Origin of the sequence: Lysinibacillus agricola, assembly GCF_016638705.1 — a bacterium.
In the GTDB taxonomy this organism is placed as follows: domain Bacteria; phylum Bacillota; class Bacilli; order Bacillales_A; family Planococcaceae; genus Lysinibacillus; species Lysinibacillus agricola.
The window spans coordinates 812,221-834,945 of sequence record NZ_CP067341.1 but is presented as its reverse complement, the minus strand read 5'-3'; the positions used below and the strand labels follow the sequence as shown (position 1 = coordinate 834,945).

Below are 22,725 nucleotides of genomic sequence, written 5' to 3'. Positions count from 1 at the left end.
TTTATGCCTTTAACGTTTTCGATCTGCGTGATATGTCACACGATCACGTTCTGCCACACTTTCGCGGAACTCCTTCGCCGCTTCGAATGTGCGCAGCTCCGACTTCAATTCATCCTGACATTTTGTACAAAGCTTGCCTGTTGTCGTTAGGTGACCACAGTTATCACATGGATACCCAAGATTAGGGAACATCGCAGTCTGTAAGCGCCCCTTGCGTACCCATTTATACAATAACTCCTCTTCAGCTCCAGTTGCTTCAACAATACGTTCTACTGTCGCAGCACGGTTTTCACGTTTACGTAAAAAGCGATAAACGATTTGATATAAGTCCTCTTCAGATTGAGCACATTTATGACATACTTCTCTGACCCCTGTATAATTAAAAAACTCATTACATTTTGGACAATTACGAACCTCTGCCATCTGTTTTTCCTCCTCTTGGCATAACTAACAACACTATACGAATCTTATATACTCATAATCTATTATACACAATGCATTAGCATTTTCATCCATTAATTAGCGTAAAGCATCGAACATTTCGGGCACCTGCATTTAATAAAATCTCGCTGGCGTGCCGCAAAGTAGTTCCTGTAGTTTTTATATCGTCAAAAAGAAGATATTCTTTATGCTCTACATGCGCACCAGTCATCAGACGAAAAAGAGGAGCTACTTGTATTCGCTGTTCTCTATTTTTAGAACTTTGCGTTTCTGTAGTCGTCTTTTCTAAAAGTTGCGTAAAGGGAATATCGGCAGCCTTTAATAGCTCCTCCATATGTGAGAAGGTACGTTCCTTTTGCTTAAGGGGATGCATTGGAATCAATATAATGGTTGCTTTTTCATTTTTGAATCGTGCATGTAGCTCCTGCCGAAATACTTTGGCAAGGGCGACATCCTGAAGAAATTTATATTGATGCAAATAATCCTTCATAGCGTCGTTATATTGGTAAAGTGCAGTTGCAGCCGGGGAATGTTCAAATCGAGCCGAACACTTATCACAGATGGTTGACTGAAATTGTTTTGTTAAAAGTATTTTCCATGAAATTGCTGATTGCAAAGGACGTGAGCATAATAAGCAACGTGTTTCAATTTTATTCATTGCGGAAATCCTTTCTTATTGTAATAAAGGATTTTTATACGCGCATCATCCATTTCAACTGTTATGCCATGATGAAAAAATACAACGTCTCCATCTGCAAAATTAGCATTCCGCCCAACTCGCCCTGCAATTTGTATAAGTGCACTGGAAGTAAAAATTGTCGATTCTGCCCCTATAACAGCAACCTGCACATTCTTTATCGTAATCCCTCTTTCTAAAATGGTTGTTGTGAGTAAACCAGGAACTTCTTCATGACGTAGTTTAAGCACTTTTTCTTTACGATCAGGATCTTCAGCATGAACCGCCATAATGCTTGCATCTAATAGCTGAAAAAGAGGCGTTGCTATTTTCATTAATTCTACTTTCGGGAAAAATAATAGAAAGGGCTCTTTTTGTGCAAGACGCTCCTCCGTCCATTGTTTCAGCTTTCGTGGAATTTTTCCTCGTTTTAAGCTTTTTTCATAGCTCCATAAAGAAATAAATCGTGGAACTGGTAATGGACAATTATGATAGCGCTTCGGGATAAATGAATAGCTTTTACTTTGATACTGGGTCAGTAATTTTTGCGAAGGTGTTGCTGTGACAAATAATATCGGTGCGTTCTCTGTTTTTGCTTTTTGCACGGCTCTTTGTAAGGTTTCGTCAAATGTATACGGAAATGCATCAGCCTCATCAACAATCATGACATCAAAGGCTCGTTCAAAACGATAAAGCTGATGAGTTGTAGCCAACACAAGCTGTCCATAGCCCCCCTGCTTTGGTGATCCACCATATAAAGCATGGATAATCGATTGCGGGAAGACTTTTTGAAAGCGTGGATATAACTCTAGCACTACGTCTGTACGAGGCGTAGCAATGCATACCCGTAAGCCTTGCTCTAAAGCATAATGAACAGTTAGGAAAAGTAGCTCTGTTTTTCCTGCCCCACACACTGCATGCGTAAGGTGGGAACGTTTTACTTTAACACTTTCTAACATTTCATTTGCTGCCTGCTGTTGAAGCACTGTAAATTGACCTGCCCATTTAAGTGAATGCTTCCTTGTTCTAATTGTGCGTGGGCCAATCCAGATTATCAATTGCGTGCAGCTACTCACTCTGCCCATATTCAGACAATGTCTACAATAAATACATTGTTGCTGGCACTTTGAACAATCAAACGTTGTAAATTGCTGTGGATCATCATTATGACAACGATTGCATTCTAGATGAGGCACTTTTTGAATTCCTTCTATTATATGGAAGTATTTATGGTGGATCGATTTCTCGATATCTTCCTTTGAAAATGGGGTATGCTCCTTTAACCAAATACGACCTTCATGAAAGTCTCGTAATGCTGGTGGCAACAACCAACCTTTGTATTTCATTGCTTTGCTCCTTCCTGTGATTTTTTTATTGGTGATGTTTGTATGTTTATCGGCGATGTTCATGGGCTTACCAGCGACTCTCTTACTTCTTCCGGCGATACAAAATAAAAAAACAGCCCCTACAAATTTGCTGTAGAGACTGTCTTACCTAAGTTTATTTTTTTGTCCAGCCTAGTCCCATTGAGCCTTCACCTAAGTGTGTGCCGATAACGGGACCGAAATAGCTCAATTTAAAGTTAACGTTCGGGTAGGTTGCTGCTAGTTGTGCTAGCCATTCTTCTGCTTCAGCCTGGCAATTGGCGTGGATCACAACCGCATCCATCGCTTCATATTTTTTAGCATCCTCAGCCAGTAGCTCCTCCGCACGCTTTAATGCTTTTTTACGCGTACGAATTTTTTCAAAAGGTACAATGACCTTGTCCACAAAATGAAGTACAGGCTTTACTTGTAATAAGCCGCCAATTAATGCTGCTGCTGAAGACAAACGTCCCCCACGCTGTAAGTGCGCTAAGTCATCTACAATGAAGTAAGCACGAATAGACTGCTGCATGTCCGCCAATGTAGCGAATATTTCTTTTGCAGAAAAGCCCTGAGCCGCCATTTCAGCTGCTCGTATAGCATAAAAACCCTGTACCGCACAGGATATTTCACTATCAAAAGCGTACACATCAACGCCTTCCACCATTTCGCCTGCTTGAACGGCGCCTTGATATGTTCCACTGATTCCACTTGATAAATGAATAGAAATTACTTCATCATGCTCTTTTGCCAGCTCTTCAAAGAGAGAGACAAATTCTCCGATTGGGGGCTGCGTTGTTTTTGGAAATTCTTTTGCCCCGCGTACTTTATCATAAAATTCAGATGCCGTGATATCTACTTCTTCTGCAAATAATTGCCCTGAGATATTTACACTTAACGGAATCATATGAATGTTTAAGCGTGCTCGTTCTTCAGCCGTAATATATGCAGTACTATCTGTTACGATTGCTGTCCTCATCCATGTCCACTCTCCTATTCTACATAGTTTACATTCAATTGCGCCTCGGCGCAATTGTTGCTGTCGCTTCGCTTTCGCACAGATAAAAAATGTTGTCCGGAGGCTTTAGGCCAACACGACGTTGGTCACTCAGTCATTGCCACAGGACGTGGCGTTCTTAGACTGAGTTCCTCTATTTCAGTAGGTACCTACTGAATGAAGATAAAAAATAATGAATGTGAAATGAATTACGACATTGCGTAATTTCGTCCGAATTTCGAATAGGAGTAAGTACAATTCACTCTTTCATCATTCCAGACTTCTGCTAGATTGTTCAACTTCTTGTCCAGTTTCTCTAGCATTCATTTCACATTCATTTTCTATGTATAATCAATTTCGCCTTGGCGTAATTGTTGCTGTCGCTTCGCTTTCGCACAGATAAACAATGCGTCCGGATTTTGAATTGTGCCCGCACAATTCATTCCTTTCAAAATCCGTGACATCCGCCGGAGGCATTATCTTCATTCAGTAGGTGTTTGGACACCCACTGAAAAGGAACCTCATCCGCATTCATCTTACCACCTTCAGAGGTGGGAGTCTTCTGTAGCTGACGTTTCACTTTCGCTACAAAAAACATCTGTAGCTGACGTTTCACTTTCGCTACAAAAAAACATCTGTAGCTGACGCTTTGCTTTCGCTACAAAAAACATCTGTAGCTGACGCTTTGCTTTCGCTACAAAAAACATCTGCTGAATGAAGATAACCTCTTGGCGAAGCTGTGTGAATCCCCTAGAGGTTTATTCAAAATTCCTTATTTTTATTGGCCAGTGCTTGATTTAGAGTCATCTCCAATATAATAGACGCTCGTTACTTTCCAGCTTCCATCCTCTTTTACAAAGACAGTTACTTGACGCCCCGCACTTTCATGTTCGATGTTTGTTTCAACCTGCAGAGCGTGCATTGTCATATTGGCAAAGACCTCCGCTTCTTCGTTCTTATACTTCGCAATGGTTACATTTTCTACTTCACGTTTACTATCAAATTGGTCGAATACCTCGGCTGCATAAGTCTTCTCTTCATCATACTTAAAGCCTCTTGGATTCTTCGATATTGATTGCATATAACGATTGATATCTTCTGCATTTAACGCAGCAATATACTCATCGAAAGACGCTAAAATGGCTTTTTCTTCTGCTGCTGGTACATTCGTAGCTTTTTCTACATTACCGCCAACCATTTCAAAACCAACAGTTCCATCTTCAATCACTTTTGCACGATCTTCCGTACTTATCTCATCTTTTTTATTACTACAGGCAGTTAACACTAATAAGGTAAGAACTGCTAGAATACTTTTCTTTAACATCAAAAAACCTCCCGCGCATATTGTAGCATATAAATCCCGTCGTATGAATTTTGTTGTACATTTTCAATATTTAGGTGCTACATCTTTCTTAAGACGTCCATGTTTTTAAAATGTTGCACAACTTAAATTGCTACACTTTTAACAAAGATCCGTTACCCATAGGAGTGCTCCATTTTTGTGACTCATCACCATATCGTGTAGTTGATTTCCGTTCCGACTGGGCGTGTCCGATGAGACGCTTCACTTTTGTGATGATCCATTTTTATCTAACGAGGGTTGTTCTTTCCAGAGGTGTTCAGCCATAAAAAAACTGCTTTAAAAACTACTAATAATATAGTAGCCTTTAAAAACAGCTCTTAATTCAATGCTATGCAATTATCGTACTTCAACCCAGCCATTTTTGATGGCTGTAACAACAGCTTGTGTACGGTCGTTTACATTCATTTTTTGTAAAATGCTTGAAACGTGGTTTTTAACTGTTTTTTCAGAAATAAACAGTGTCTCGCCAATCGTACGGTTAGATTGACCGTCTGTTAATAATTGTAATACTTCACATTCACGCTTTGTTAATAAATGGAACGGGCGACGAATTTCTGTTTGATGGAAGTTTCCTTTATTTTCATGCTCAGATAGACGACGGAATTCTGCTACTAGATTTTTAGTTACTTTAGGATGTAGATAAGATCCACCATTCGCGACTACTTTAATGGCTTCAACAATTTCGTCAGCATCCATCTCTTTTAGCATATAGCCAAGTGATCCAGATTTTAGCGCATGTGTTACATATGTTTCATCATCATGAATGGATAGCATAATAACCTTTGCGTCTGGGAATTCACTAATTAGCTCTGCCGTAGCCTCTACTCCATTTTTACCCGGCATATTAATATCCATTAGTACAACATCTGGTTGATTTTCAGCATATAAAGTAACCACATCTGTACCATCATCACCTTCTGCTACTACATCGAACGTATCTTCAAAATCTAAAATACGTTTTACTCCTTCGCGGAATAGCTGGTGATCGTCTACAATAATAATCTTCGTCATTTGTCTTTACCCCCTAAATTTCTGCAACAATTGCTTCACTCTACTTCTAACGGAATTTTAAATAAAACCGTCGTACCTCGATTTATCTCACTAGTAATGGAGATTGTACCATCCAAAATTTCGATACGTTCTTTCATTCCTAAAATCCCAAAGGAATGATCTTTAACTACCTGTGGATCGAAACCTTTGCCATCATCCTTTACAACGATATTTACGGCATTGTTCAACCACTCAAGTTTCACCCAAATATCCTTACAATTCCCGTGCTTCATGGCATTTGTTACACACTCCTGCACTAGTCGGAAAATAGATACTTCATAGTTTGAAGGTATACGCTTTTCGGTACTTCTCGATTGGAAATGAACTTCAACACCAGGGTTATATTCAGTCACTGTCGATAAGTACTTTTTTAATGTCGGAACGATTCCCAAATCATCAAGTGCCATTGGTCTTAAATCATAGATAATACGTCGCACCTCTGATAATGCATTACGCACCGTTTTCTTTAAATCAGCAATTTCAGCCAAAGCATATTCAATGCCCTTCTCACGATACGTTCTATCTATTAAATCAGTGCGCATTAGTACATTTGCCAGCATCTGAGCAGGTCCATCATGAATTTCCCTAGATAAACGTTTCCGCTCTTCTTCTTGTGCTGCGATAATTCGTATACCAAAATCTTGTTTCATTTTTGCTTGTTCTAGTGCTAAACCAACATTTCTTAAATCTGAAGTTAAGTAATTCAAAACGACATTTACTTGATTGACAATATGATCTGCACGTTCAATCGTATCGAGCAATCCTCTTAATCTTCTCTCTAGATCATCTCTTTTATCACGTAGCTGCTTTTCTTGTGTTCTAATAACGGAGAGCTTCACTTGAAAATCATGTGCAGTTTCATATGCTTCTCTGACTTGTTCTTCGGTATAATTATCAAAAGCTTTACTTACTAACACAAGTCTTTGTTTAGCAAGCTGTGTACTTTTTTCTAAAGCATCGCCTTCATCAATAACAATTGAAACTTGTTTTCGAACAATTTCTAGCTCATTTTGCATATCTTCGAAGTTTCTTCTGCTTTGTTCACTTATAATAAAGATATCATCCTTTGAGCTCATGATTGTATCTAACATTCGATTAAATATGTCATCAAGCGACTTTAAATCGAAGGTATCATTTGAAAACATAGTGTACTCCCCAGTCTAATGTCTTATGATTACTTACCATTTTAATAGACCAATTTCATATATTCCATAGTCTACACCTATTATAGCATCACCCTGCTAAAAATTAATGCTTTTTCTTAATGAAAATTATAGAATAGAACTCTACTTTAAAGGAGATTGATACCGATGAGAGAAAACTATTTAACAGTAAAAGGATACGGAGAAAGCGAAATTGTTATTTCTAAATCTCGTTTTCTCACTTATATAGAACGTGCAGAAACGGAAGAGGATGCAATTTCTTTTATTGAACGCATAAAAAAAATGCATCATAACGCGACGCACAATTGCTCAGCCTATATTATTGGAGAGCATGATCATATTCAAAAAGCAAACGATGACGGGGAACCTAGTGGCACAGCAGGCGTCCCTATGTTAGAAGTCTTAAAGAAACAAGGCTTAAAGGATACGGTCGTTGTCGTCACACGCTACTTTGGTGGCATTAAGCTTGGCGGTGGCGGTCTTATTCGTGCATACGGAAAAGCGACAACTGAAGGTTTACTTGCTGCACAAGTAGTTGAACGCAAGCTTCATCATTTTATGAAAATAGCCGTTGATTACACATGGCTTGGCAAAGTTGAAAATGAAATTCGAGGTTCTTCGTATACATTAGAAGAAATTCGCTACTTGGAAGGCGTCGAAATCATTGTATCTGTGCTAAAAGAGGAAGAAGAACAGTTCCAAAATTGGGTAACCGAAATGACAAACGGACAAGCAAACATTACATTTGAGGATGCGCAATTTATCGAATTTGTTGTGAAATAAATAGTTTTAATTGTCGAAACTAAATATGCATAGTATAATTTTAATGTTAAATACTATTTTATCAACAGCATATTACTACTTGTATTTGAATAAAATTCAGTTTAATCGTATTATTATCCCCATAACTTAGAGGAGAATATAAATGAAAAATAAAGCTACTAATAAGTACAAAAAGAGGTCTTCTAAAGCTTCCTTAATTATAAAAATTTCCCTACTTCTCATTGCTAGTTTGGCAATTTGTGTAACTGCTTATGGTGTTTATCTTACTAAACAAGTAGAACATGCAGCAAACTCAGCACATGAAGAATTAGAAGGCCGAGACATTTCTACACTTCGCGACAATAAAGTAGAGCCGATAAAAGATAATGTATCTATCTTATTTGTCGGTGTTGATGATAGTGATGATCGTGGGCAAGGTTCGGATCATTCGCGTTCCGATGCACTGGTTTTAGCTACATTAAATAATAAAACGCATACAATTAAAATGCTAAGCATTCCTCGTGATTCATACGTTTATATTCCTAAAGTAGAATATAAAGATAAAATTACCCATGCACATGCTTTAGGTGGCACACTGGCAACAATCGACACAGTTGAAGAATTATTAGATATCCCAATTGACTATTATGTACGCATGAACTTCAATGCTTTTATTGACGTGGTTGATGCATTAGGTGGCATTGAAGCTGAAGTACCTTATGCTTTACATGAGTTAGACGAATTCGACAAGTTTACAATCAATTTGGAGCCAGGTTTACAGCATTTAAACGGTAGTCAAGCACTTGCACTCGCAAGAACACGTAAACAAGATAATGATATTGAGCGTGGTAAGCGTCAACAAGAAATTCTTACAGCTATTATCAATAAAGCTGCTTCTGTTAGTTCTATAACAAAATACGATGATGTAATTAAGGCACTTGGTGATAATATGAAGACGGATATGACATTTACTGAAATGAAATCCTTCTTGTCTTATTTAACAAAAGGTGTACCACGCATTGACACTTTAACATTAGATGGCACAGATGATATGTCTACTGGTATATATTATTATCAATTAAATCAAGAGTCTGTTAATGAAGTAGAAGAAATTTTGAAAAACCACCTTGACTTATTAGATGAAACTTCATCAAGCCTCACAAATAACAATACTGACAGCGCTGCAAGTGAAGAATCTTCGGTGAGTGAACCAGCCCAATAAATCTTATAGCCTTTCCACTTCAATTCGTGGAAAGGCTTTTTTTATGGAATCATATCGAAAGTTGCTTTCGCTATATAATTTATATGAATCCGCGGGTATTCCTCTTCCTTCCGCGGGTATTCGCTTCTCTTCCGCGGGTATTTGCTTCTCTTCCGCGGGTATTCGCTTCTCTTCCGCGGGTATTCGCTTCTCTTCCGCGGGTATTCACTTCTCTTCCGCGGGTATTCGCTTCCTTTCCGCGGGTATTCTTCTCTTCCGCGGGTATTCGCTTCCTTTTCGCGGGTATTCGCTTCTCTTCCGCGGGTATTCTTCTCTTCCGCGGCTATTCGCTTCTCTTCCGCGGGTATTCGCTTCTCTTCCGCGGGTATTCGCTTCTCTTCCGCGGGTATTCAAATTCTCTTCCGTGGGTATTTGCTTTTCTTCCGCGGGTATTCACTTCTCTTCCGCGGGTATTCACTTCTCTTCCGCGGGTATTGGCTTCTCTTCCGCGGGTATTTGCTTCTCTTCCGCGGGTATTGGCTTCTCTTCCGCGGGTATTCTTCTCTTCCGCGAGTATTCGCTTCCTTTTCGCGGGTATTCGCTTCCCTTCCGCGGGTATTCGCTTCCCTTCCGCGGGTATTCTTCTCTTCCGCGGGTATTCCTCTTCCTTCCGCGAGTATTCGCTTCTCTTCCGCGGGTATTCGCTTCTCTTCCGCGGGTATTCGCTTCTCTTCCGCGGGTATTCGCTTCTCTTCCGCGGGTATTCGCCTCTCTTCCGCGGGTATTCGCCTCTCTTCCGCGGGTATTTGCTTCCTCCGCGGGTATTCACTTCTCTTCCGCGGGTATTCGCTTCCTCCGCGGGTATTCACTTCTCTTCCGCGGGTATTCACTTCCCTTCCGCGGGTATTCTCTTTCCTTCCGCGGGTATTTGCTTCCCTTCCGCGGGTATTTGCTTCCCTTCCGCGGGTATTTGCTTCCCTTTCGCGGGTATTCGCTTCTCTTCCGCGGGTATTCGCTTCTATTCCACGGATATTCACTTCTCTTCCGCGGGTATTCGCTTCTCTTCCGCGGGTATTCAAATTCTCTTCCGTGGGTATTCAAATTCTCTTCCGTGGGTATTCGCTTCCCTTCCGCGGGTATTCACTTCTCTTCCGCGGGTATTCGCTTCCCTTCCGCGGGTATTCCTTCAAAGTCGTTCTAAAAGCGTCGACAAAAAAGCAATCACACAAAAATGTATGATTGCTTTCGCATTATTATTTACTTGAATATCCGAACAAAATTCAATAACGGCTTGTAGTTTTTACCAGCGAGTCCGATAATTTCAACAAAAATTTCAATGGCAGTTAATATGACAGCTACGAGTAAAATCGCACCCCATACTTTTGCCATAGAGAAAATGATCGCTGCTATTCCAAACATCATTGCAATCGCATAAATAATGAGTACTGTTTGACGATGTGTGAAGCCCATATCCAGTAAACGGTGATGTAAGTGTGATTTATCTGGATCAGACCATTTTTTCTTCATGCGTACACGACGAACAATCGCAAAGAATGTATCAGAAATTGGCACACCTAATATAATAACTGGGATAATTAATGCCACGAACGTAATATTTTTAAATCCAAGCAATGCGAGCACTGATATCATAAAGCCAAGGAATAAGGCTCCTGTATCTCCCATAAAGATTTTCGCTGGGTGGAAATTGTAAAATAAAAATCCAAATGTCGCTGCTGCTAAAATGGATGCGATTGCTAAAACGAACATATTGCTCAGAATAAATGCCATGACTGCTAAAGTAATAAGGGCAATCGTTGAAACACCGGCAGCGAGACCATCTAAGCCATCGATTAAATTAATGGCATTTGTAATACCAACAATCCAAAGAATTGTTAAAGGGATACTTAGTAATCCAAAATTTAATTCACCTACAAATGGTAAATTAACCATTTCAATTTGAATGCCACCTACAAAGATAACGATAAGTGCCGCAGCAAGCTGACCAACCAATTTTGCCTTTGCGGAAATTTCACGCATATCATCTATGACACCTGTTGCTACGATAATACAAGCACCAATTATAATTGATAGTAAAAACTCACTACCATTTTCATTGTGTATCAAAATTGGATAAAATATAGCCACAGCTATTAAAAACGCAAGGAAAATCGCCAATCCGCCAAGTCTTGGCATAATTCGTGCATGTACTTTTCGATAGTTTGGTGCATCTACAGCACCTATTCTGAACGCTAATCGTTTAACTAGTGGAGTTAACAATATGGAAGCAACGAATGCTGCTATTAAAGACACATAAAGCATGTCTCTCCTCCTCATAAAATAATCTTCATTGGAATCCAAATTGATTATAGCATGAACAAGCATTGAAATATACTTTTTCTAAACATTTTCCACCATTTCACAAATATTTCTCACCTTTTCCTATTGATAGAATGCTATAGGGTCAAATGTAGTCACCATTCGTAAAATTTGATAGAATAATGTAGTGTCTAGCATTTAGACAACTTTAAAGGAGCGTATATTACATGTTCTCAATTTTCAAAAGTAATAAAGAGCAAACGAGTGCTCGTCAATTGAAACGCTACTATAAAATAGTAGAACAAATTAATAATCTTGAAGAAAAATATGTCAATAAGTCAGATGCGGAATTACGAGAAATGACTTTTATTTTCAAAGATCGCTTACAACAAGATGAGTCTATTGCATCCATCATCCCAGACGCATTTGCTGTTGTACGCGAAGCCTCAAAACGTGTATTAGGAATGCGTCATTTTGATGTACAGCTTATTGGTGGTCTTGTTTTAACTGAAGGCAATATCGCTGAAATGCCTACAGGTGAAGGTAAAACGCTTGTTGCTTCCCTTCCCTCATATGTACGTGCATTAGAAGGCAAAGGTGTCCATGTTATTACTGTCAATGATTACCTAGCTAAACGTGACTATGAGCTCGTTGGACAGATTCATCGTTTCCTTGGCTTAACAGTTGGTTTAAATTTACCAATGATGGAGGCAGACGAGAAAAAGGAAGCCTATAATGCAGATATTACATATGGTGTTGGGACTGAATTCGGTTTCGATTACTTGCGTGATAATATGGCATACAGCTTAGCTGATAAAGTACAGCGTCCTTATCACTTCGCCATTATTGATGAAGTAGATAGTGTACTAATCGATGAGGCAAAAACACCACTGATTATCGCTGGTAAAATGCCATCTAACGATGAATTACATCGCATCTCATCTATGTTAGCTAAACGCTTCAAAGTAGATGAAGATTATGATTTTGATGATGAAACAAAAGCTACTTCCCTAACAGATAAAGGTATTGAAAAAGTTGAGGCTGCATTCAATATAGATAATCTGTATGACTTAGAGCACCAATCACTTTTCCATTATGTTATCCAAGCTGTTCGTGCTCATGTCATGTTTGAACGTGATGTTGATTACATCGTAAAGGATGACAAAATCGAGCTTGTTGATATGTTCACAGGTCGTATTTTAGAAGGTCGTTCACTATCAAATGGCTTACATCAAGCGATTGAAGCAAAAGAAAATGTAACGATTACCGACGAAAATAAAGCACAGGCACAAATTACAATTCAGAACTATTTCCGTATGTATCCGAAGCTTTCTGGGATGACGGGTACTGCGAAAACACAGGAAAAAGAAATTCGAGAAGTGTACGGCATGGAAGTTATTCAAATTCCAACCAATCGTCCACGTCAACGTGTCGATCAGCCCGATATTATTTTTAACAAACAAGAAGATAAATATAAGTATGTAGCAGCTGAAACTAAACGTCGTCACGAAAAGGGACAACCTGTCTTAGTTGGGACAACGTCCATACTGCAATCTGAAACAGTTGCCGATTGCTTGAAAAAAGAAGGCTTAAAATTCCAATTGCTAAACGCTAAAACAGTGGAACAAGAGGTTGAGCTTATTTCTCAAGCAGGTCAAAAAGGTCGTATTACGGTAGCTACCAATATGGCTGGTCGTGGTACAGATATCGTATTAGGCGAAGAAGTTCATGCACTTGGAGGTCTATATGTCATCGGTACCGAAAAGCATGAAAGCCGCCGTGTAGATAATCAGCTTCGTGGTCGTTCAGGCCGTCAAGGTGACGTAGGTGAAAGCCGCTTCATTCTCTCTATTGAAGATGATATGTTCCGCCGTTACGCAAAAGAAGAAGTTGAAAAATTCTCAGCAAAAATGGTTGTCAATGAAGAAGGCATTATTCAAAATAAAGATGCTCAAGAACTCATTAACCGTACACAACGAATTGTTGAGGGCTCCCAATACGGTATGCGTGAATACAACCTAAAATTAGACGATGTTATCAATGACCAACGTACAGTTATTTATGGTCTACGTGACAAAATCTTAGCTGGTAAAGACTTAATGGACGAGCTAAAAAAAATGCTTCGTGAAACGGTTGAGTTTGCTGTTCTCGACGCTGCACCGGAAGAAGTTAATTCTATTGAATGGAATTATGATCAAATGGAGAGTTCACTTAACTCACTTTTCATTACGTCTGTCACAATTGACCGAGAAGTGGGCAAAGTAAAACAAATTTTAGCTGACGTTCAACCTTCAGAACAAGAACTGCTCAATCATATAGAGAAATTCGCAGAAAATGAACAAGTAATAGAAGTTCTTCCACAAATCATGCTTAGTTACATAGATAGTGGCTGGGTGAAACACTTGGAAGTAATGGCTCATTTAAAAGAAGGTATTGGTTTACGTCATTACCAACAAGAAGATCCAATGCGAATTTACCAACGTGAAGGACTTGAGTTATTCGGTAAGAATTTCCAAGAATTACGTCGTTCTATTATTATAGAGATTACTGGCTTCATGAAAACAATTGAGGCACAACAGGAGGAACAATAATGGGCTTATTTTCATTCTTTAAAAAATCGGACAAAATCGTTCAAGAAAACACAATTGACTCAAAAGACTTACTAGGAAACGCTACAACGAATTCAGGCGACAATCGTGATGTTGAGACAAAGCTTTCATTCCATCCAGATTGGGATGTACCACAGGAGCAAAAATACATTTTCAACTTCCTTTCAAATGAGCTAGAACCATTGAAACCAAATCAATTATCTCTTTCTTCTATTAGTATTGAAGAAAACAAACGTAAATGGCTTGTTCGTGCATTTTTCCGCTCATCCTTACCACAAGCAATCGAGCTAGGTGAAATTGAACTTTTCATTATGGATAAAAATGACGAGCTTGTAGCATCTAAAAAATTCGATTTTAAAGCACTTGGCACAATTCCAGCAGAAAGCGCTCGCCCATGGGTGTTCGAATTTGAAAAATCTACAATTAAAGTAGATGAAGTCCCTGAAGATGGTTGGAAAATTGCCTTCAATCTTGTTTCCCTTCGTGGTCATCAATTAGAATTAGATCCATCATGGGAAAAACAATTACCTGCAGCTCAAAAAGAAGAGCTAGCCAAAATCGTCGATACTTTACCAAAGTTAGGTGAAACTGAAGTAAACTTCACTGGCTTACAAGCAAAGCTGGCTGATAATGGCAATCTAAATGTATCGATTTTCATCCGTAACGGACACAATAAAGCTATTAATCTAGAACAATTACCGCTAGAAATTGTAGATGCAACAGGTAAACAAATTGCTAACGGTTCATTTACAATGGATCCAGTATTAACTGTACAACCAAACTCAACGAAGCCTTGGACATTTGTCTTCCCTGCAGAGCTTGTTGACGCAAAAGATGCAGATCTTTCTCGTTGGACAGCACGCGTAACACAATAAAATATCGAAATCCCTTCTTTTTCATAGAAAGAAGGGATTTTTTCATTTGATGATTTCTATCGGTGATACGTGAAGCTTCTCTTCCGCGGGTATTCGCTTCTCTTCCGCGGGTATTCGCTTCTCTTCCGCGGGTATTCTTACCTTCCGCGGGTATTCGATTCTCTTCCGCGGGTATTCACCTCCCTTCCGCGGGTATTCGCTTCTCTTCCGCGGGTATTCGCTTCCCTTCCGCGGGTATTCGCTTCTCTTCCGCGGGTATTCACCTCTCTTCCGCGGGTATTTGCTTCCCTTCCGCGGGTATTCGATTCTCTTCCGCGGGTATTCACTTCTTTTCCGCGGGTATTCGCCTCCCTTCCATAAAAAAAAGCGATTTCTGCGTATATGCAAAAATCGCTTTTATTTTATTTCACAGCGTCGAATCGTTTATAAGCTACTAATTTTGTAGACCAGTAAGAGTACGTAACATCCGAGATTTCAACACCATTTGAACCTGCATGGATAAATTTATTATTACCAAGATAAATACCCATATGAGATATTCCAGCTTTATACGTATTCTCGAAAAATACTAAATCTCCCGCTACCGGATTTTTAACTTGTGTTGTTTTACCATAAAAATATCCTTCGCTACTGTCTCTTCCTATTTTTAAGCCACCCTGATTAAAGGCATAGTAGATAAAGCCACTGCAATCAAGGCCTTCTGGTGTGTTACCACCATAAAGATACGGCGTTCCGACTAATGTATTAGCTACTTCTATCGTTTTCTTATAAATAGCTTGTCCATTAGCTGAAGGATCATTAGAATTTACTGATGGTGTTCCCGCACCTGAAGTTCCGCCATTATGTATTGTTTCGCCGTCAGGTATTGTAGCTACTGAAGTTAATTTTAATACCTGTCCAATGAAAATAGTGTCTGCCGTAAGTCCATTCCAATCTTTAATTTCCTTTTGTGTCACATTATATTGCTTAGCAATTTTTGATAATGTATCACCTTTAACTACTGTATAGGAAACATTTGTTGGCTTTGATGGAGTTGTTGGTTTTGTTGTTGATGGATTTGAAGGTTTTACTGTTTCATTAGTAGATTGTTTTGAAATCTCAAGTTTTTGCGCTACATAAATCGTATCATTCATTAAATTGTTCCAACTTTTTATGTCTTGTATTGTTACTTGATGGTTTTGGGCGATTTTAGATAAAGTATCTCCTTTTTGTACGGTATAGGTCGCTGCTTCTGCGGTCTGTAGTGCTAAAAATGAAGTAGCAATAGTGCTTAAAGCAAGGATTCTCAATTTTTTTGTCTTTTTCATATCAAATTTCCTCCGTTCGTGCTAGAATATTTCCTTGTGTGTCTTCTATCATACTAGATATTTTAGTAATCATATATCGGAAAAACTGACTATTTTTCAAACAATTTATTAATCTTATTGAATACGACAGATTCCGACGAATTACAATAGATTATTAATTGCAAGATTAGTAGTCATATGATAACATACACTTCTGTATTTAAAATTTTTAGAAAGTTTTATCTTTTCAATCTTAAAGGAGTTTTTAATTTTTTTATGAAAAACATAATGCTTTTCATCAAAGAGAATTTAGCAGTAGGTTTACTTTTGTTTGCTCTGTTTTTAGGTGCTGGAAATATTATCTTCCCACCATTATTAGGTCAACAAGCTGGTGAGTATATTACGCCAGCAATGATTGGTTTCTTAATAACAGGTGTTGGTTTACCTTTATTAGCAATCGTTGCTGTTGCGAAAGCGGGTGGCGACCTACAATTACTTGCGAATCGTGTCGGCCCTATCTTTGGTGTTATTTTTACATCCATCGTTTATTTAGCGATTGGACCATTTTTTGCAGTACCTCGTACAGGCTCTGTGTCCTATGAAATTGGGATTGCACCATTTCTTCCAGAGGCAGCAGCTGATCATTGGGCACCACTTTTCATTACTTCTATATTGTTTTTTGCCTTAATACTATGCCTAGCTATTAATCCTACAAAGCTTATAGATCGCGTGGGGAAAATTTTAACACCTGTTCTATTGCTCGTTATTTTATTATTAGCTGTTAAAAGCTTTGTTTCTCCAATGGGTGAACCTGGGACAGCAATAGGTAAATACACTGTATCACCTTTTTCTGAAGGCTTTGTTCAAGGCTACTTAACAATGGATGTACTGAGCGCACTCGTTTTCGGTATCGTTATTTTACAAGCGTTGCGCGGCATGGGGATGTCAGATACTAAAAAGCAAGTAAAAACGACGATTTTCGCGGGAATTGTTGCCGCTATTGGCTTATCATTTGTCTACATCTCACTTGGCCATATTGGTAACACTAGTATTGATGCGATTGGCATTTCTGATAATGGCGGTATTATTATTGCAAAATCAGCTGAAGTGCTTTTCGGTAAACTCGGGAGTATTATCCTATCTGTTACAATTTTACTAGCTTGTATATCTACTGCTGTAGGTTTATTAAATGCTAATGCTCAGTTTTTTAACAAGCTATTTCCAAGAATCTCGTATAAAACATTTATAGTCATTTTCACTATTTTAAGCATGGCCATTACGAACATTGGTCTTTCCACAATTATTAGTGCATCACTGCCTGTATTATTAATTATCTATCCACTTGCAATGGTGTTAATGGTATTGTCGCTTGTCGATAACTTCTTTAAAGGTGGACAAATTGTTTATATTTTAGCATTAATTCCAACATTCTTTGTAAGTTTGTATGATGGTTTGAAGGAAATGAATATTAAAATTGCGCCATACGAGAGCATATTAAAAGCTTTACCATTTTACGAGCAAAGTCTAGGATGGCTTGTACCTGCAATTATCGGCGCGCTTATCGGCTTGATTATTCATAAGCTTATAAAAAAATAGAGTGAAACTTTAATCAAGGGCACTGAAAAACTAAAGAAATTCTTCTTTTGTTGGATTTAGAAACTCAAAAAAGTCGATTTGCATCACAATTCTTTGTGGCAAATCGACTTTTTCAATGCCCTCACTTTAATCAGTGGAGGTTTTCTTCATCCCCCACTGATTATTCACCAATCGAGCTTTTATAGGCAGTTCATCTCCCAACTAACTTCTTTGCTTTCGCTGAATTTTGAGGTGGGAGTCTTCTGTAGCTGACGTTGCACTTTCGCTACATAAAACATTTGTAGCTGACGATTTGCCTTCGTTACAAAAAACATCTGTAACTGGCGCTTTACTTTCGCTACAAAAAACATCTGTAACTGGCGCTTTGCTTTCGCTACAAAAAACATCTGTAACTGGCGCTTTGCTTTCGCTACAAAAAACATCTGTAACTGGCGCTTTGCTTTCGCTACAAAAAAACATCTGTAACTGGCGCTTTGCTTTTCGCTACAAAAAACATCTGTAACTGGCGCTTTGCTTTCGCTACAAAAAACATCTGTAACTGGCGCTTTGCTTTCGCTACAAAAAACATCTGTAACTGGCGCTTTGCTTTCGCTACAAAAAACATCTGTAACTGGCGCTTTGCTTTCGCTACAAAAAACATCTGTAACTGGCGCTTTGCTTTCGCTACAAAAAACATCTGTAGCTGACGGTTTGCCTTCGTTACAAAAAACATCTGTAGCTGGCGCTTTGCTTTCGCTACAAAAAACATCTGTAGCTGGCGCTTTGCTTTCGCTACAAAAAACATCTGTAGCTGGCGCTTTGCTTTCGCTACAAAAAACATCTGTAGCTGGCGCTTTGCTTTCGCTACAAAAAACATCTGTAGCTGGCGCTTTGCTTTCGCTACAAAAAACATCTGTAGCTGGCGCTTTGCTTTCGCTACAAAAAATATTTTCTGAATGAAGATAAATGATATTTTTCTAATTTCTACATTTATTAGATAAATAGAATCTGCTTGCTTTTGGCAAGTAAGCCTCAAGCTTCTTTTAGAGAACGACTGTCTACGAATCTTGCATAGATTTACATTTTTCGGTAAAAGGCATGCGGATTCTAGTAAATCTCCTCTTTTCCTATTCACGGTTATATGGAAAATCATGTATACTAAAAGTAAATTGAAAAGAGGTGTCCTATGAAAAAAGTATTGTGGTCTTTCGTATTTGTTCTAAGCTTTTTCATCTTTCCATTTACAAACGCTTCTGCTGCAAGCAATGAACAACAGCTTGTAAAGGAAATCAAGGAAATTATTACGGAAAATTATGTTGGGACTATCAATGGTAATTTGCAAAAAGCTAAAACTATTGACGAAATCATTGATATGCTAGACCCATATTCAACATATTTTACGCAACAAGAATTTGAGGAATTTATGAATAGCATTAATCTATCAACAATTGGGATTGGTGTAGTTATCGAAGAACATGAAGATGGCATTCATATTTTACAAGTAATCGAGAATAGTGGAGCCTTTGATGGTGGTGTCGTGGCTGGAGACATTATTATTGCAATTAATGGGGAAACCATCGTCGGGCGTTCAACACAGGAAACTTCTTCCCTATTGATTGGTGATGAAGGTACTCAAGTTACCCTTACATTACAACATGAAAATGGCACAACTTCTACTAAAGCCATTACACGCAAAAAATTCACCTTACCAAATGTACAATCTGAATTACTTTTTGGGAATGTAGGTTATATATCGATGTCATCTTTCTCTGAAGATGGTGCACAACTCGTGAAGAAAGAGCTTATTCAATTACAACAGCGTGGCGCTACATCATTTATTTTTGATTTACAGAATAATGGTGGAGGTTATGTCGCAACCATGGAGGAACTTGCTGGTCTATTCCCAAATGCTAAAATCGCCTATTTACTAGAAGAAGCCCATGCCTCTTATAAAGTTCGTGTAATCTCTCAAGATGTAAAATTCCCATTAGATACACGTATTCTCGTCAATCGATATAGTGCAAGTGCATCTGAAATGTTATCTGCCTCTCTTCAGGATCAGCATTCTGCCATTTTATATGGTGAAACAACATATGGTAAGGGTGCCATGCAAGGCTTTTATGAACTACGTGATGGAAGCTACTTAAAGCTGACTGTCGGTAAATTTACAGGTCCTTCTGGTCATACAATTCATGAAGTAGGCGTGAAACCAAATATTGAAACAAAAACGCCACCTATTTTTCAAGCTCATTATGATGCACTCAAAACACAATATACAAATTATAAAGAGCTTACAAGCTTGAAAAATGTTTCGGATCCTAAAAAATTAACTGTGAAAATCCCTTTTGCACTTCCTTCACAACTGTCTGAGGATAAGGTTCAGCTAATTGCTTTAGGCGCTAATGAAGTGCCTATTACAGCTAAAGTAGATGGTCGTTCATTAATTGTAACCCCATCAAAACCTTTATCTCCAGGGCAAGAATATATGCTCCTTGTCCATCCAAAGACACAAAAAGCTAACAAAGTGCAGAAAGGTTTTTATCTGCATATAACAATGAAAAATTAAAAAACTCCTCTCACCATTTAAGTTCAATGTCGGTGAGAGGTTTTTTTAGAAAAACTAAAAAAGTAGATCCAGCTATTCGTGCGGATGTATTATTCAAAGCAGTAGCGATTATTCGTCGTCGCAAACATGAATTCTTTGCACTTTTAACTATCTATGGGCTGAAAATATACACTCTAACACCTCACTTATTATTTTAAATGCCTTCATCTTCCGAACTAATTCATTGTTTTATAAAGCCTCTAATTCTTCCACCTCCTATGCCAAACTATCGATTTCAATTTACATAGCTCAAAAGTATAGTCAATGTTCAATTTTTTTGGCATATTTTATGTAATTTCTAACATTAGACCCTTATTTTAATTCTCTAACTTTGTTAAAATGATAGAAGCTTAGGAGGGTTCAAACTATGAAAAAACTATCAATTTTAATGATGCTAATGACACTTGTTAGCTTGCTCATTTGGCAACCCCAAATGGCATATGCTGATGAACTATCAGGGCATATGCATCAAGATGGTCTACGCTATTTAATTTCCAAAGATGCATTAAAGCAAGATGCAAATGGAAGCTATCGTCCAAATGACACTGTCACACGCGGTGAATTTGCTACTTACATAGCAAAGTCTTTAGACCTTGAGACAAAAGGTAACATTACGTTTACAGATGTCCCAGATACATATTTGTTTGCAACAGATATTAAACTTGCCGCTACTGCTGGGATTATCACAGGTTATACAGATGGTTCATTTAAGCCAAATGCACGTATTTCAAGAGAGCATATGGCAGTTATGCTGATTAGAGCTGTTGATTATCTAAAAATCCCTAAAGGTACGCCATCCACTACTTTTAAGGATAATGCAGCTATTTTTAAAGACTTCCGCCAAGACGTTGCGATTGGAGCAGAATTAGGGCTTATTAAAGGTAGCTCGAACGGCTTATTTTTACCAAAAGATAATGCCACAATTGGCGAGGCATCTACATTTGTACTACGCTTGATACGTCTAGCGGACGATGTTAAAAATAATGGTGGCAATACTAGTAATAATGGTAACAACGGAAATACTGGCAATACAGGGAATAACGGCAATAACGGAAATACAGGGAATAACGGTGAAACTGGTAATGGCAACTCTATTAAGTTCATCGTAAAAGAAATTTCAAATGGCAGTCTTGTTGGGAACCAAGGCTTTTCTAGCTTTGATACTGCCGAAAAAGCTTTGACAAAAAATACACTTGTCATTACGCAAAATGATAAAATTATGAAAATGTCATCTGGTTATGTTGTAACTAATGATTATGTAGCACTTAAATCAGAAACAATTAAAGATCAAATCTCTGTTGCTGCTAATACAGAAATGCAGTATTTAAGCAGTGATGCGACACAAGTAAAAGTTAGTTTAGCAGGTCATGTTGGGTATTTAAAACATGCCGATGTCACTTTAATCCCATCTGCTTTAAGTAAAGGCCGTTCTTACTATACAAACGAGAATGGTGAGATTAAACATACTTTATATGATTATAAATCAAATAAATATTCTTCTAGCTATGTGTACGGAAAAGCACCAGACTTCATGAAGCAAGGCGAAAAGTACTTTAGCTGGAATGGCATTAATTTCACAAATGCTAGTGGCTCATCGAAAGGTGAAGCCTATAATTACTATCAATTTTTACCTGCACGTGCGGAAACTCAATATTCAGCAGCAGAACTAGATAATTACATTATGCAAAAGTTAGCTGAGCTTGAAAGTTCTGGGGCTAGTCTTTATAAGAATGCGACAAAGAAAAGTAAGTTAATCGGTTTAGGGAAAGTTTTAAAAGAAGTCGAAGCAAATGATCACATTAATGCCATGCTTATTTTATCGCTTGCCCAGCATGAGAGCGCATATGGTATGAGTCCCCATGCTCAAGATCTCAACAACTTGTTTGGTTTATATGTATATGACACGAATCCACTAAATAAAAAGTTTGATAGTGTTGCAGCCAATATTAATGAGCTTGTTGATAAGTTCTTGCAGCCAAATTACATTACACCAGGCGGTCCTTACACAAATGGTGCAGTAGTTGGCTCTAAGGAAGTCGGTTTTAACGTGAAGTATGCATCTGATCCATTTTGGGGTGCTAAAATCGCTGGACACTACTACCGTACTGAAAAAGCTTTAGGCTTTAAAGATGCAAAAAATCCATACAAAATTGGCCTTACGACAACAGCAGGTCTAAATGTTCGTCCAGATGCATCAACAAGTCAAAGTCCACTTTACACATTTAATAAAAGCGGTATGCCCGTTATTGTAACCGATACAAATGTTAATGGTTGGTATCAGGTACTTTCTGATAAACTCCACCCGGAACCAGCCTATATCAATAAAGACTATGTTAAATTCATTAATACCGTGAAGTAGCAATTAGAGGCTGTCTCCGATTATTTTCGGAGCAGCCTTTTTCGATAGTTTAATATCTTTACCAAAACCGATGGCAAATTGAA

25 protein-coding genes are annotated in these 22,725 nt (G+C 38.3%); 7 read left to right on the top strand and 18 right to left on the bottom strand.

Annotated elements, in window-relative coordinates; genetic code table 11:
• Positions 1 to 9: 9 nt before the first annotated feature.
• The 8 genes from FJQ98_RS03970 to FJQ98_RS03935 form a co-directional block, all read right to left on the bottom strand.
• Positions 10 to 423, bottom strand: a complete 414-nt coding sequence (locus FJQ98_RS03970; RefSeq protein ID WP_053596389.1) for a TIGR03826 family flagellar region protein — start codon at positions 421 to 423, stop codon at positions 10 to 12.
• Positions 424 to 508: 85 nt separating this feature from the next.
• Positions 509 to 1,099 carry a ComF family protein gene (locus FJQ98_RS03965; RefSeq protein WP_053596390.1) on the bottom strand — a complete coding sequence of 197 codons (591 nt, stop codon included), beginning with the start codon at positions 1,097 to 1,099 and terminating at the stop codon, positions 509 to 511.
• Positions 1,096 to 2,463, bottom strand: coding sequence for an ATP-dependent helicase ComFA (locus tag FJQ98_RS03960; RefSeq protein ID WP_053596391.1), 1,368 nt, complete (start codon positions 2,461 to 2,463; stop codon positions 1,096 to 1,098). Before FJQ98_RS03960 ends, FJQ98_RS03965 begins: the two co-directional genes overlap by 4 nt.
• 154 nt (positions 2,464 to 2,617) lie before the next feature.
• Positions 2,618 to 3,460 carry a DegV family protein gene (locus FJQ98_RS03955; protein ID WP_053596392.1) on the bottom strand — a complete coding sequence of 281 codons (843 nt, stop codon included), beginning with the start codon at positions 3,458 to 3,460 and terminating at the stop codon, positions 2,618 to 2,620.
• Between the two features lie 563 nt (positions 3,461 to 4,023).
• Positions 4,024 to 4,185, bottom strand: a complete 162-nt coding sequence (locus FJQ98_RS03950; protein WP_158003081.1) for a hypothetical protein — start codon at positions 4,183 to 4,185, stop codon at positions 4,024 to 4,026.
• A 71-nt stretch (positions 4,186 to 4,256) separates the two neighbouring features.
• Entirely contained in the window at positions 4,257 to 4,802 is a 546-nt protein-coding gene (locus FJQ98_RS03945) for a nuclear transport factor 2 family protein (protein ID WP_053596393.1), read from the bottom strand.
• A 375-nt stretch (positions 4,803 to 5,177) separates the two neighbouring features.
• A complete protein-coding gene (locus tag FJQ98_RS03940) occupies positions 5,178 to 5,852 on the bottom strand; it encodes a response regulator transcription factor (RefSeq protein ID WP_053596394.1) in 675 nt (224 codons plus the stop codon).
• 35 nt (positions 5,853 to 5,887) lie between these two features.
• Positions 5,888 to 7,036: a sensor histidine kinase gene (locus FJQ98_RS03935; protein WP_053596395.1), complete on the bottom strand. Its 1,149-nt coding sequence runs from the start codon at positions 7,034 to 7,036 to the stop codon at positions 5,888 to 5,890.
• A 165-nt stretch (positions 7,037 to 7,201) separates the two neighbouring features.
• Between FJQ98_RS03935 and FJQ98_RS03930 the strand changes: the two genes are divergently transcribed.
• Both FJQ98_RS03930 and FJQ98_RS03925 read left to right on the top strand, forming a co-directional pair.
• On the top strand, positions 7,202 to 7,837 hold the full coding sequence (locus FJQ98_RS03930; protein WP_053596396.1) for a YigZ family protein: 636 nt from the start codon (positions 7,202 to 7,204) through the stop codon (positions 7,835 to 7,837).
• 142 nt (positions 7,838 to 7,979) lie between these two features.
• Positions 7,980 to 9,038 carry an LCP family protein gene (locus FJQ98_RS03925; protein WP_053596397.1) on the top strand — a complete coding sequence of 353 codons (1,059 nt, stop codon included), beginning with the start codon at positions 7,980 to 7,982 and terminating at the stop codon, positions 9,036 to 9,038.
• Between the two features lie 79 nt (positions 9,039 to 9,117).
• Here the strand turns inward: FJQ98_RS03925 and FJQ98_RS27125 are convergent, their stop codons facing one another.
• Genes FJQ98_RS27125 through FJQ98_RS03905 form a run of 6 tightly spaced genes read right to left on the bottom strand, consistent with a single transcriptional unit; the run spans position 9,118 to position 11,336 of the window.
• Entirely contained in the window at positions 9,118 to 9,246 is a 129-nt protein-coding gene (locus FJQ98_RS27125) for a hypothetical protein (RefSeq protein ID WP_281399245.1), read from the bottom strand.
• The gene (locus tag FJQ98_RS03920; RefSeq protein ID WP_143114975.1) at positions 9,243 to 9,431 is read right to left on the bottom strand and encodes a hypothetical protein; all 189 of its coding nucleotides are present in this window, start codon (positions 9,429 to 9,431) and stop codon (positions 9,243 to 9,245) included. The genes FJQ98_RS27125 and FJQ98_RS03920 overlap by 4 nt, the downstream gene beginning before the upstream one ends.
• On the bottom strand, positions 9,361 to 9,846 hold the full coding sequence (locus tag FJQ98_RS03915; protein WP_201406625.1) for a hypothetical protein: 486 nt from the start codon (positions 9,844 to 9,846) through the stop codon (positions 9,361 to 9,363). The genes FJQ98_RS03920 and FJQ98_RS03915 overlap by 71 nt, the downstream gene beginning before the upstream one ends.
• A complete protein-coding gene (locus FJQ98_RS03910) occupies positions 9,843 to 10,118 on the bottom strand; it encodes a hypothetical protein (RefSeq protein ID WP_143114981.1) in 276 nt (91 codons plus the stop codon). The genes FJQ98_RS03915 and FJQ98_RS03910 overlap by 4 nt, the downstream gene beginning before the upstream one ends.
• Complete coding sequence (locus FJQ98_RS27120; protein ID WP_277815970.1) at positions 10,115 to 10,246, bottom strand: hypothetical protein; 132 nt, start codon at positions 10,244 to 10,246, stop codon at positions 10,115 to 10,117. The genes FJQ98_RS03910 and FJQ98_RS27120 overlap by 4 nt, the downstream gene beginning before the upstream one ends.
• 28 nt (positions 10,247 to 10,274) lie before the next feature.
• Positions 10,275 to 11,336, bottom strand: coding sequence for a glycosyltransferase family 4 protein (locus FJQ98_RS03905; RefSeq protein ID WP_053596399.1), 1,062 nt, complete (start codon positions 11,334 to 11,336; stop codon positions 10,275 to 10,277).
• A 224-nt stretch (positions 11,337 to 11,560) separates the two neighbouring features.
• On the opposite strand from FJQ98_RS03905, the gene secA2 reads away from it, so the two are divergent.
• The gene (secA2, locus tag FJQ98_RS03900; RefSeq protein WP_053596400.1) at positions 11,561 to 13,924 is read left to right on the top strand and encodes an accessory Sec system translocase SecA2; all 2,364 of its coding nucleotides are present in this window, start codon (positions 11,561 to 11,563) and stop codon (positions 13,922 to 13,924) included.
• A complete protein-coding gene (locus tag FJQ98_RS03895; RefSeq protein WP_053596401.1) occupies positions 13,924 to 14,817 on the top strand; it encodes an accessory Sec system S-layer assembly protein in 894 nt (297 codons plus the stop codon). Before secA2 ends, FJQ98_RS03895 begins: the two co-directional genes overlap by 1 nt.
• Positions 14,818 to 14,859: 42 nt before the next feature.
• Here FJQ98_RS03895 and FJQ98_RS03890 read toward each other — a convergent pair whose 3' ends face one another.
• Together FJQ98_RS03890 and FJQ98_RS03885 are read right to left on the bottom strand one after the other, a co-directional pair.
• Entirely contained in the window at positions 14,860 to 15,204 is a 345-nt protein-coding gene (locus FJQ98_RS03890) for a hypothetical protein (RefSeq protein ID WP_143114984.1), read from the bottom strand.
• A gap of 14 nt (positions 15,205 to 15,218) precedes the next feature.
• Positions 15,219 to 16,124: a C40 family peptidase gene (locus FJQ98_RS03885; protein ID WP_053596402.1), complete on the bottom strand. Its 906-nt coding sequence runs from the start codon at positions 16,122 to 16,124 to the stop codon at positions 15,219 to 15,221.
• Positions 16,125 to 16,379: 255 nt separating this feature from the next.
• Here FJQ98_RS03885 and brnQ point away from each other — a divergent pair, with 255 nt between their 5' ends.
• Positions 16,380 to 17,699, top strand: coding sequence for a branched-chain amino acid transport system II carrier protein (gene brnQ / locus FJQ98_RS03880; protein ID WP_053596403.1), 1,320 nt, complete (start codon positions 16,380 to 16,382; stop codon positions 17,697 to 17,699).
• A 179-nt stretch (positions 17,700 to 17,878) separates the two neighbouring features.
• On the opposite strand, the gene FJQ98_RS03875 is transcribed toward brnQ, so the two are convergent.
• Positions 17,879 to 18,121: a hypothetical protein gene (locus FJQ98_RS03875; protein WP_201406624.1), complete on the bottom strand. Its 243-nt coding sequence runs from the start codon at positions 18,119 to 18,121 to the stop codon at positions 17,879 to 17,881.
• 23 nt (positions 18,122 to 18,144) lie between these two features.
• On the bottom strand, positions 18,145 to 18,714 hold the full coding sequence (locus FJQ98_RS03870; RefSeq protein ID WP_201406623.1) for a hypothetical protein: 570 nt from the start codon (positions 18,712 to 18,714) through the stop codon (positions 18,145 to 18,147).
• 150 nt (positions 18,715 to 18,864) lie between these two features.
• Here FJQ98_RS03870 and FJQ98_RS03865 point away from each other — a divergent pair, with 150 nt between their 5' ends.
• Together FJQ98_RS03865 and FJQ98_RS03860 are read left to right on the top strand one after the other, a co-directional pair.
• The gene (locus FJQ98_RS03865; RefSeq protein WP_053596404.1) at positions 18,865 to 20,244 is read left to right on the top strand and encodes a S41 family peptidase; all 1,380 of its coding nucleotides are present in this window, start codon (positions 18,865 to 18,867) and stop codon (positions 20,242 to 20,244) included.
• Between the two features lie 406 nt (positions 20,245 to 20,650).
• On the top strand, positions 20,651 to 22,642 hold the full coding sequence (locus tag FJQ98_RS03860; protein WP_053596405.1) for an S-layer homology domain-containing protein: 1,992 nt from the start codon (positions 20,651 to 20,653) through the stop codon (positions 22,640 to 22,642).
• The last annotated feature ends 83 nt before the right edge of the window (positions 22,643 to 22,725 follow it).

Excerpts from the sequence above, each read along its gene's own strand:
- FJQ98_RS03930 (WP_053596396.1), top strand. The coding sequence starts at position 7,202 with ATGAGAGAAAACTATTTAACAGTAAAAGGATACGGAGAAAGCGAAATT.
- FJQ98_RS03965 (WP_053596390.1), bottom strand. The coding sequence starts at position 1,099 with ATGAATAAAATTGAAACACGTTGCTTATTATGCTCACGTCCTTTGCAA.
- brnQ (WP_053596403.1), top strand. The coding sequence starts at position 16,380 with ATGAAAAACATAATGCTTTTCATCAAAGAGAATTTAGCAGTAGGTTTA.
- FJQ98_RS03955 (WP_053596392.1), bottom strand. The coding sequence starts at position 3,460 with ATGAGGACAGCAATCGTAACAGATAGTACTGCATATATTACGGCTGAA.
- FJQ98_RS03935 (WP_053596395.1), bottom strand. The coding sequence starts at position 7,036 with ATGTTTTCAAATGATACCTTCGATTTAAAGTCGCTTGATGACATATTT.
- FJQ98_RS03885 (WP_053596402.1), bottom strand. The coding sequence starts at position 16,124 with ATGAAAAAGACAAAAAAATTGAGAATCCTTGCTTTAAGCACTATTGCT.
- FJQ98_RS03970 (WP_053596389.1), bottom strand. The coding sequence starts at position 423 with ATGGCAGAGGTTCGTAATTGTCCAAAATGTAATGAGTTTTTTAATTAT.
- FJQ98_RS03940 (WP_053596394.1), bottom strand. The coding sequence starts at position 5,852 with ATGACGAAGATTATTATTGTAGACGATCACCAGCTATTCCGCGAAGGA.
- FJQ98_RS03865 (WP_053596404.1), top strand. The coding sequence starts at position 18,865 with ATGAAAAAAGTATTGTGGTCTTTCGTATTTGTTCTAAGCTTTTTCATC.
- FJQ98_RS03875 (WP_201406624.1), bottom strand. The coding sequence starts at position 18,121 with ATGTTTTTTGTAGCGAAAGCAAAGCGCCAGTTACAGATGTTTTTTGTA.
- FJQ98_RS03960 (WP_053596391.1), bottom strand. The coding sequence starts at position 2,463 with ATGAAATACAAAGGTTGGTTGTTGCCACCAGCATTACGAGACTTTCAT.
- FJQ98_RS03860 (WP_053596405.1), top strand. The coding sequence starts at position 20,651 with ATGAAAAAACTATCAATTTTAATGATGCTAATGACACTTGTTAGCTTG.
- secA2 (WP_053596400.1), top strand. The coding sequence starts at position 11,561 with ATGTTCTCAATTTTCAAAAGTAATAAAGAGCAAACGAGTGCTCGTCAA.
- FJQ98_RS03945 (WP_053596393.1), bottom strand. The coding sequence starts at position 4,802 with ATGTTAAAGAAAAGTATTCTAGCAGTTCTTACCTTATTAGTGTTAACT.
- FJQ98_RS03925 (WP_053596397.1), top strand. The coding sequence starts at position 7,980 with ATGAAAAATAAAGCTACTAATAAGTACAAAAAGAGGTCTTCTAAAGCT.
- FJQ98_RS03895 (WP_053596401.1), top strand. The coding sequence starts at position 13,924 with ATGGGCTTATTTTCATTCTTTAAAAAATCGGACAAAATCGTTCAAGAA.
- FJQ98_RS03950 (WP_158003081.1), bottom strand. The coding sequence starts at position 4,185 with ATGTTTTTTGTAGCGAAAGCAAAGCGTCAGCTACAGATGTTTTTTGTA.
- FJQ98_RS03905 (WP_053596399.1), bottom strand. The coding sequence starts at position 11,336 with ATGCTTTATGTGTCTTTAATAGCAGCATTCGTTGCTTCCATATTGTTA.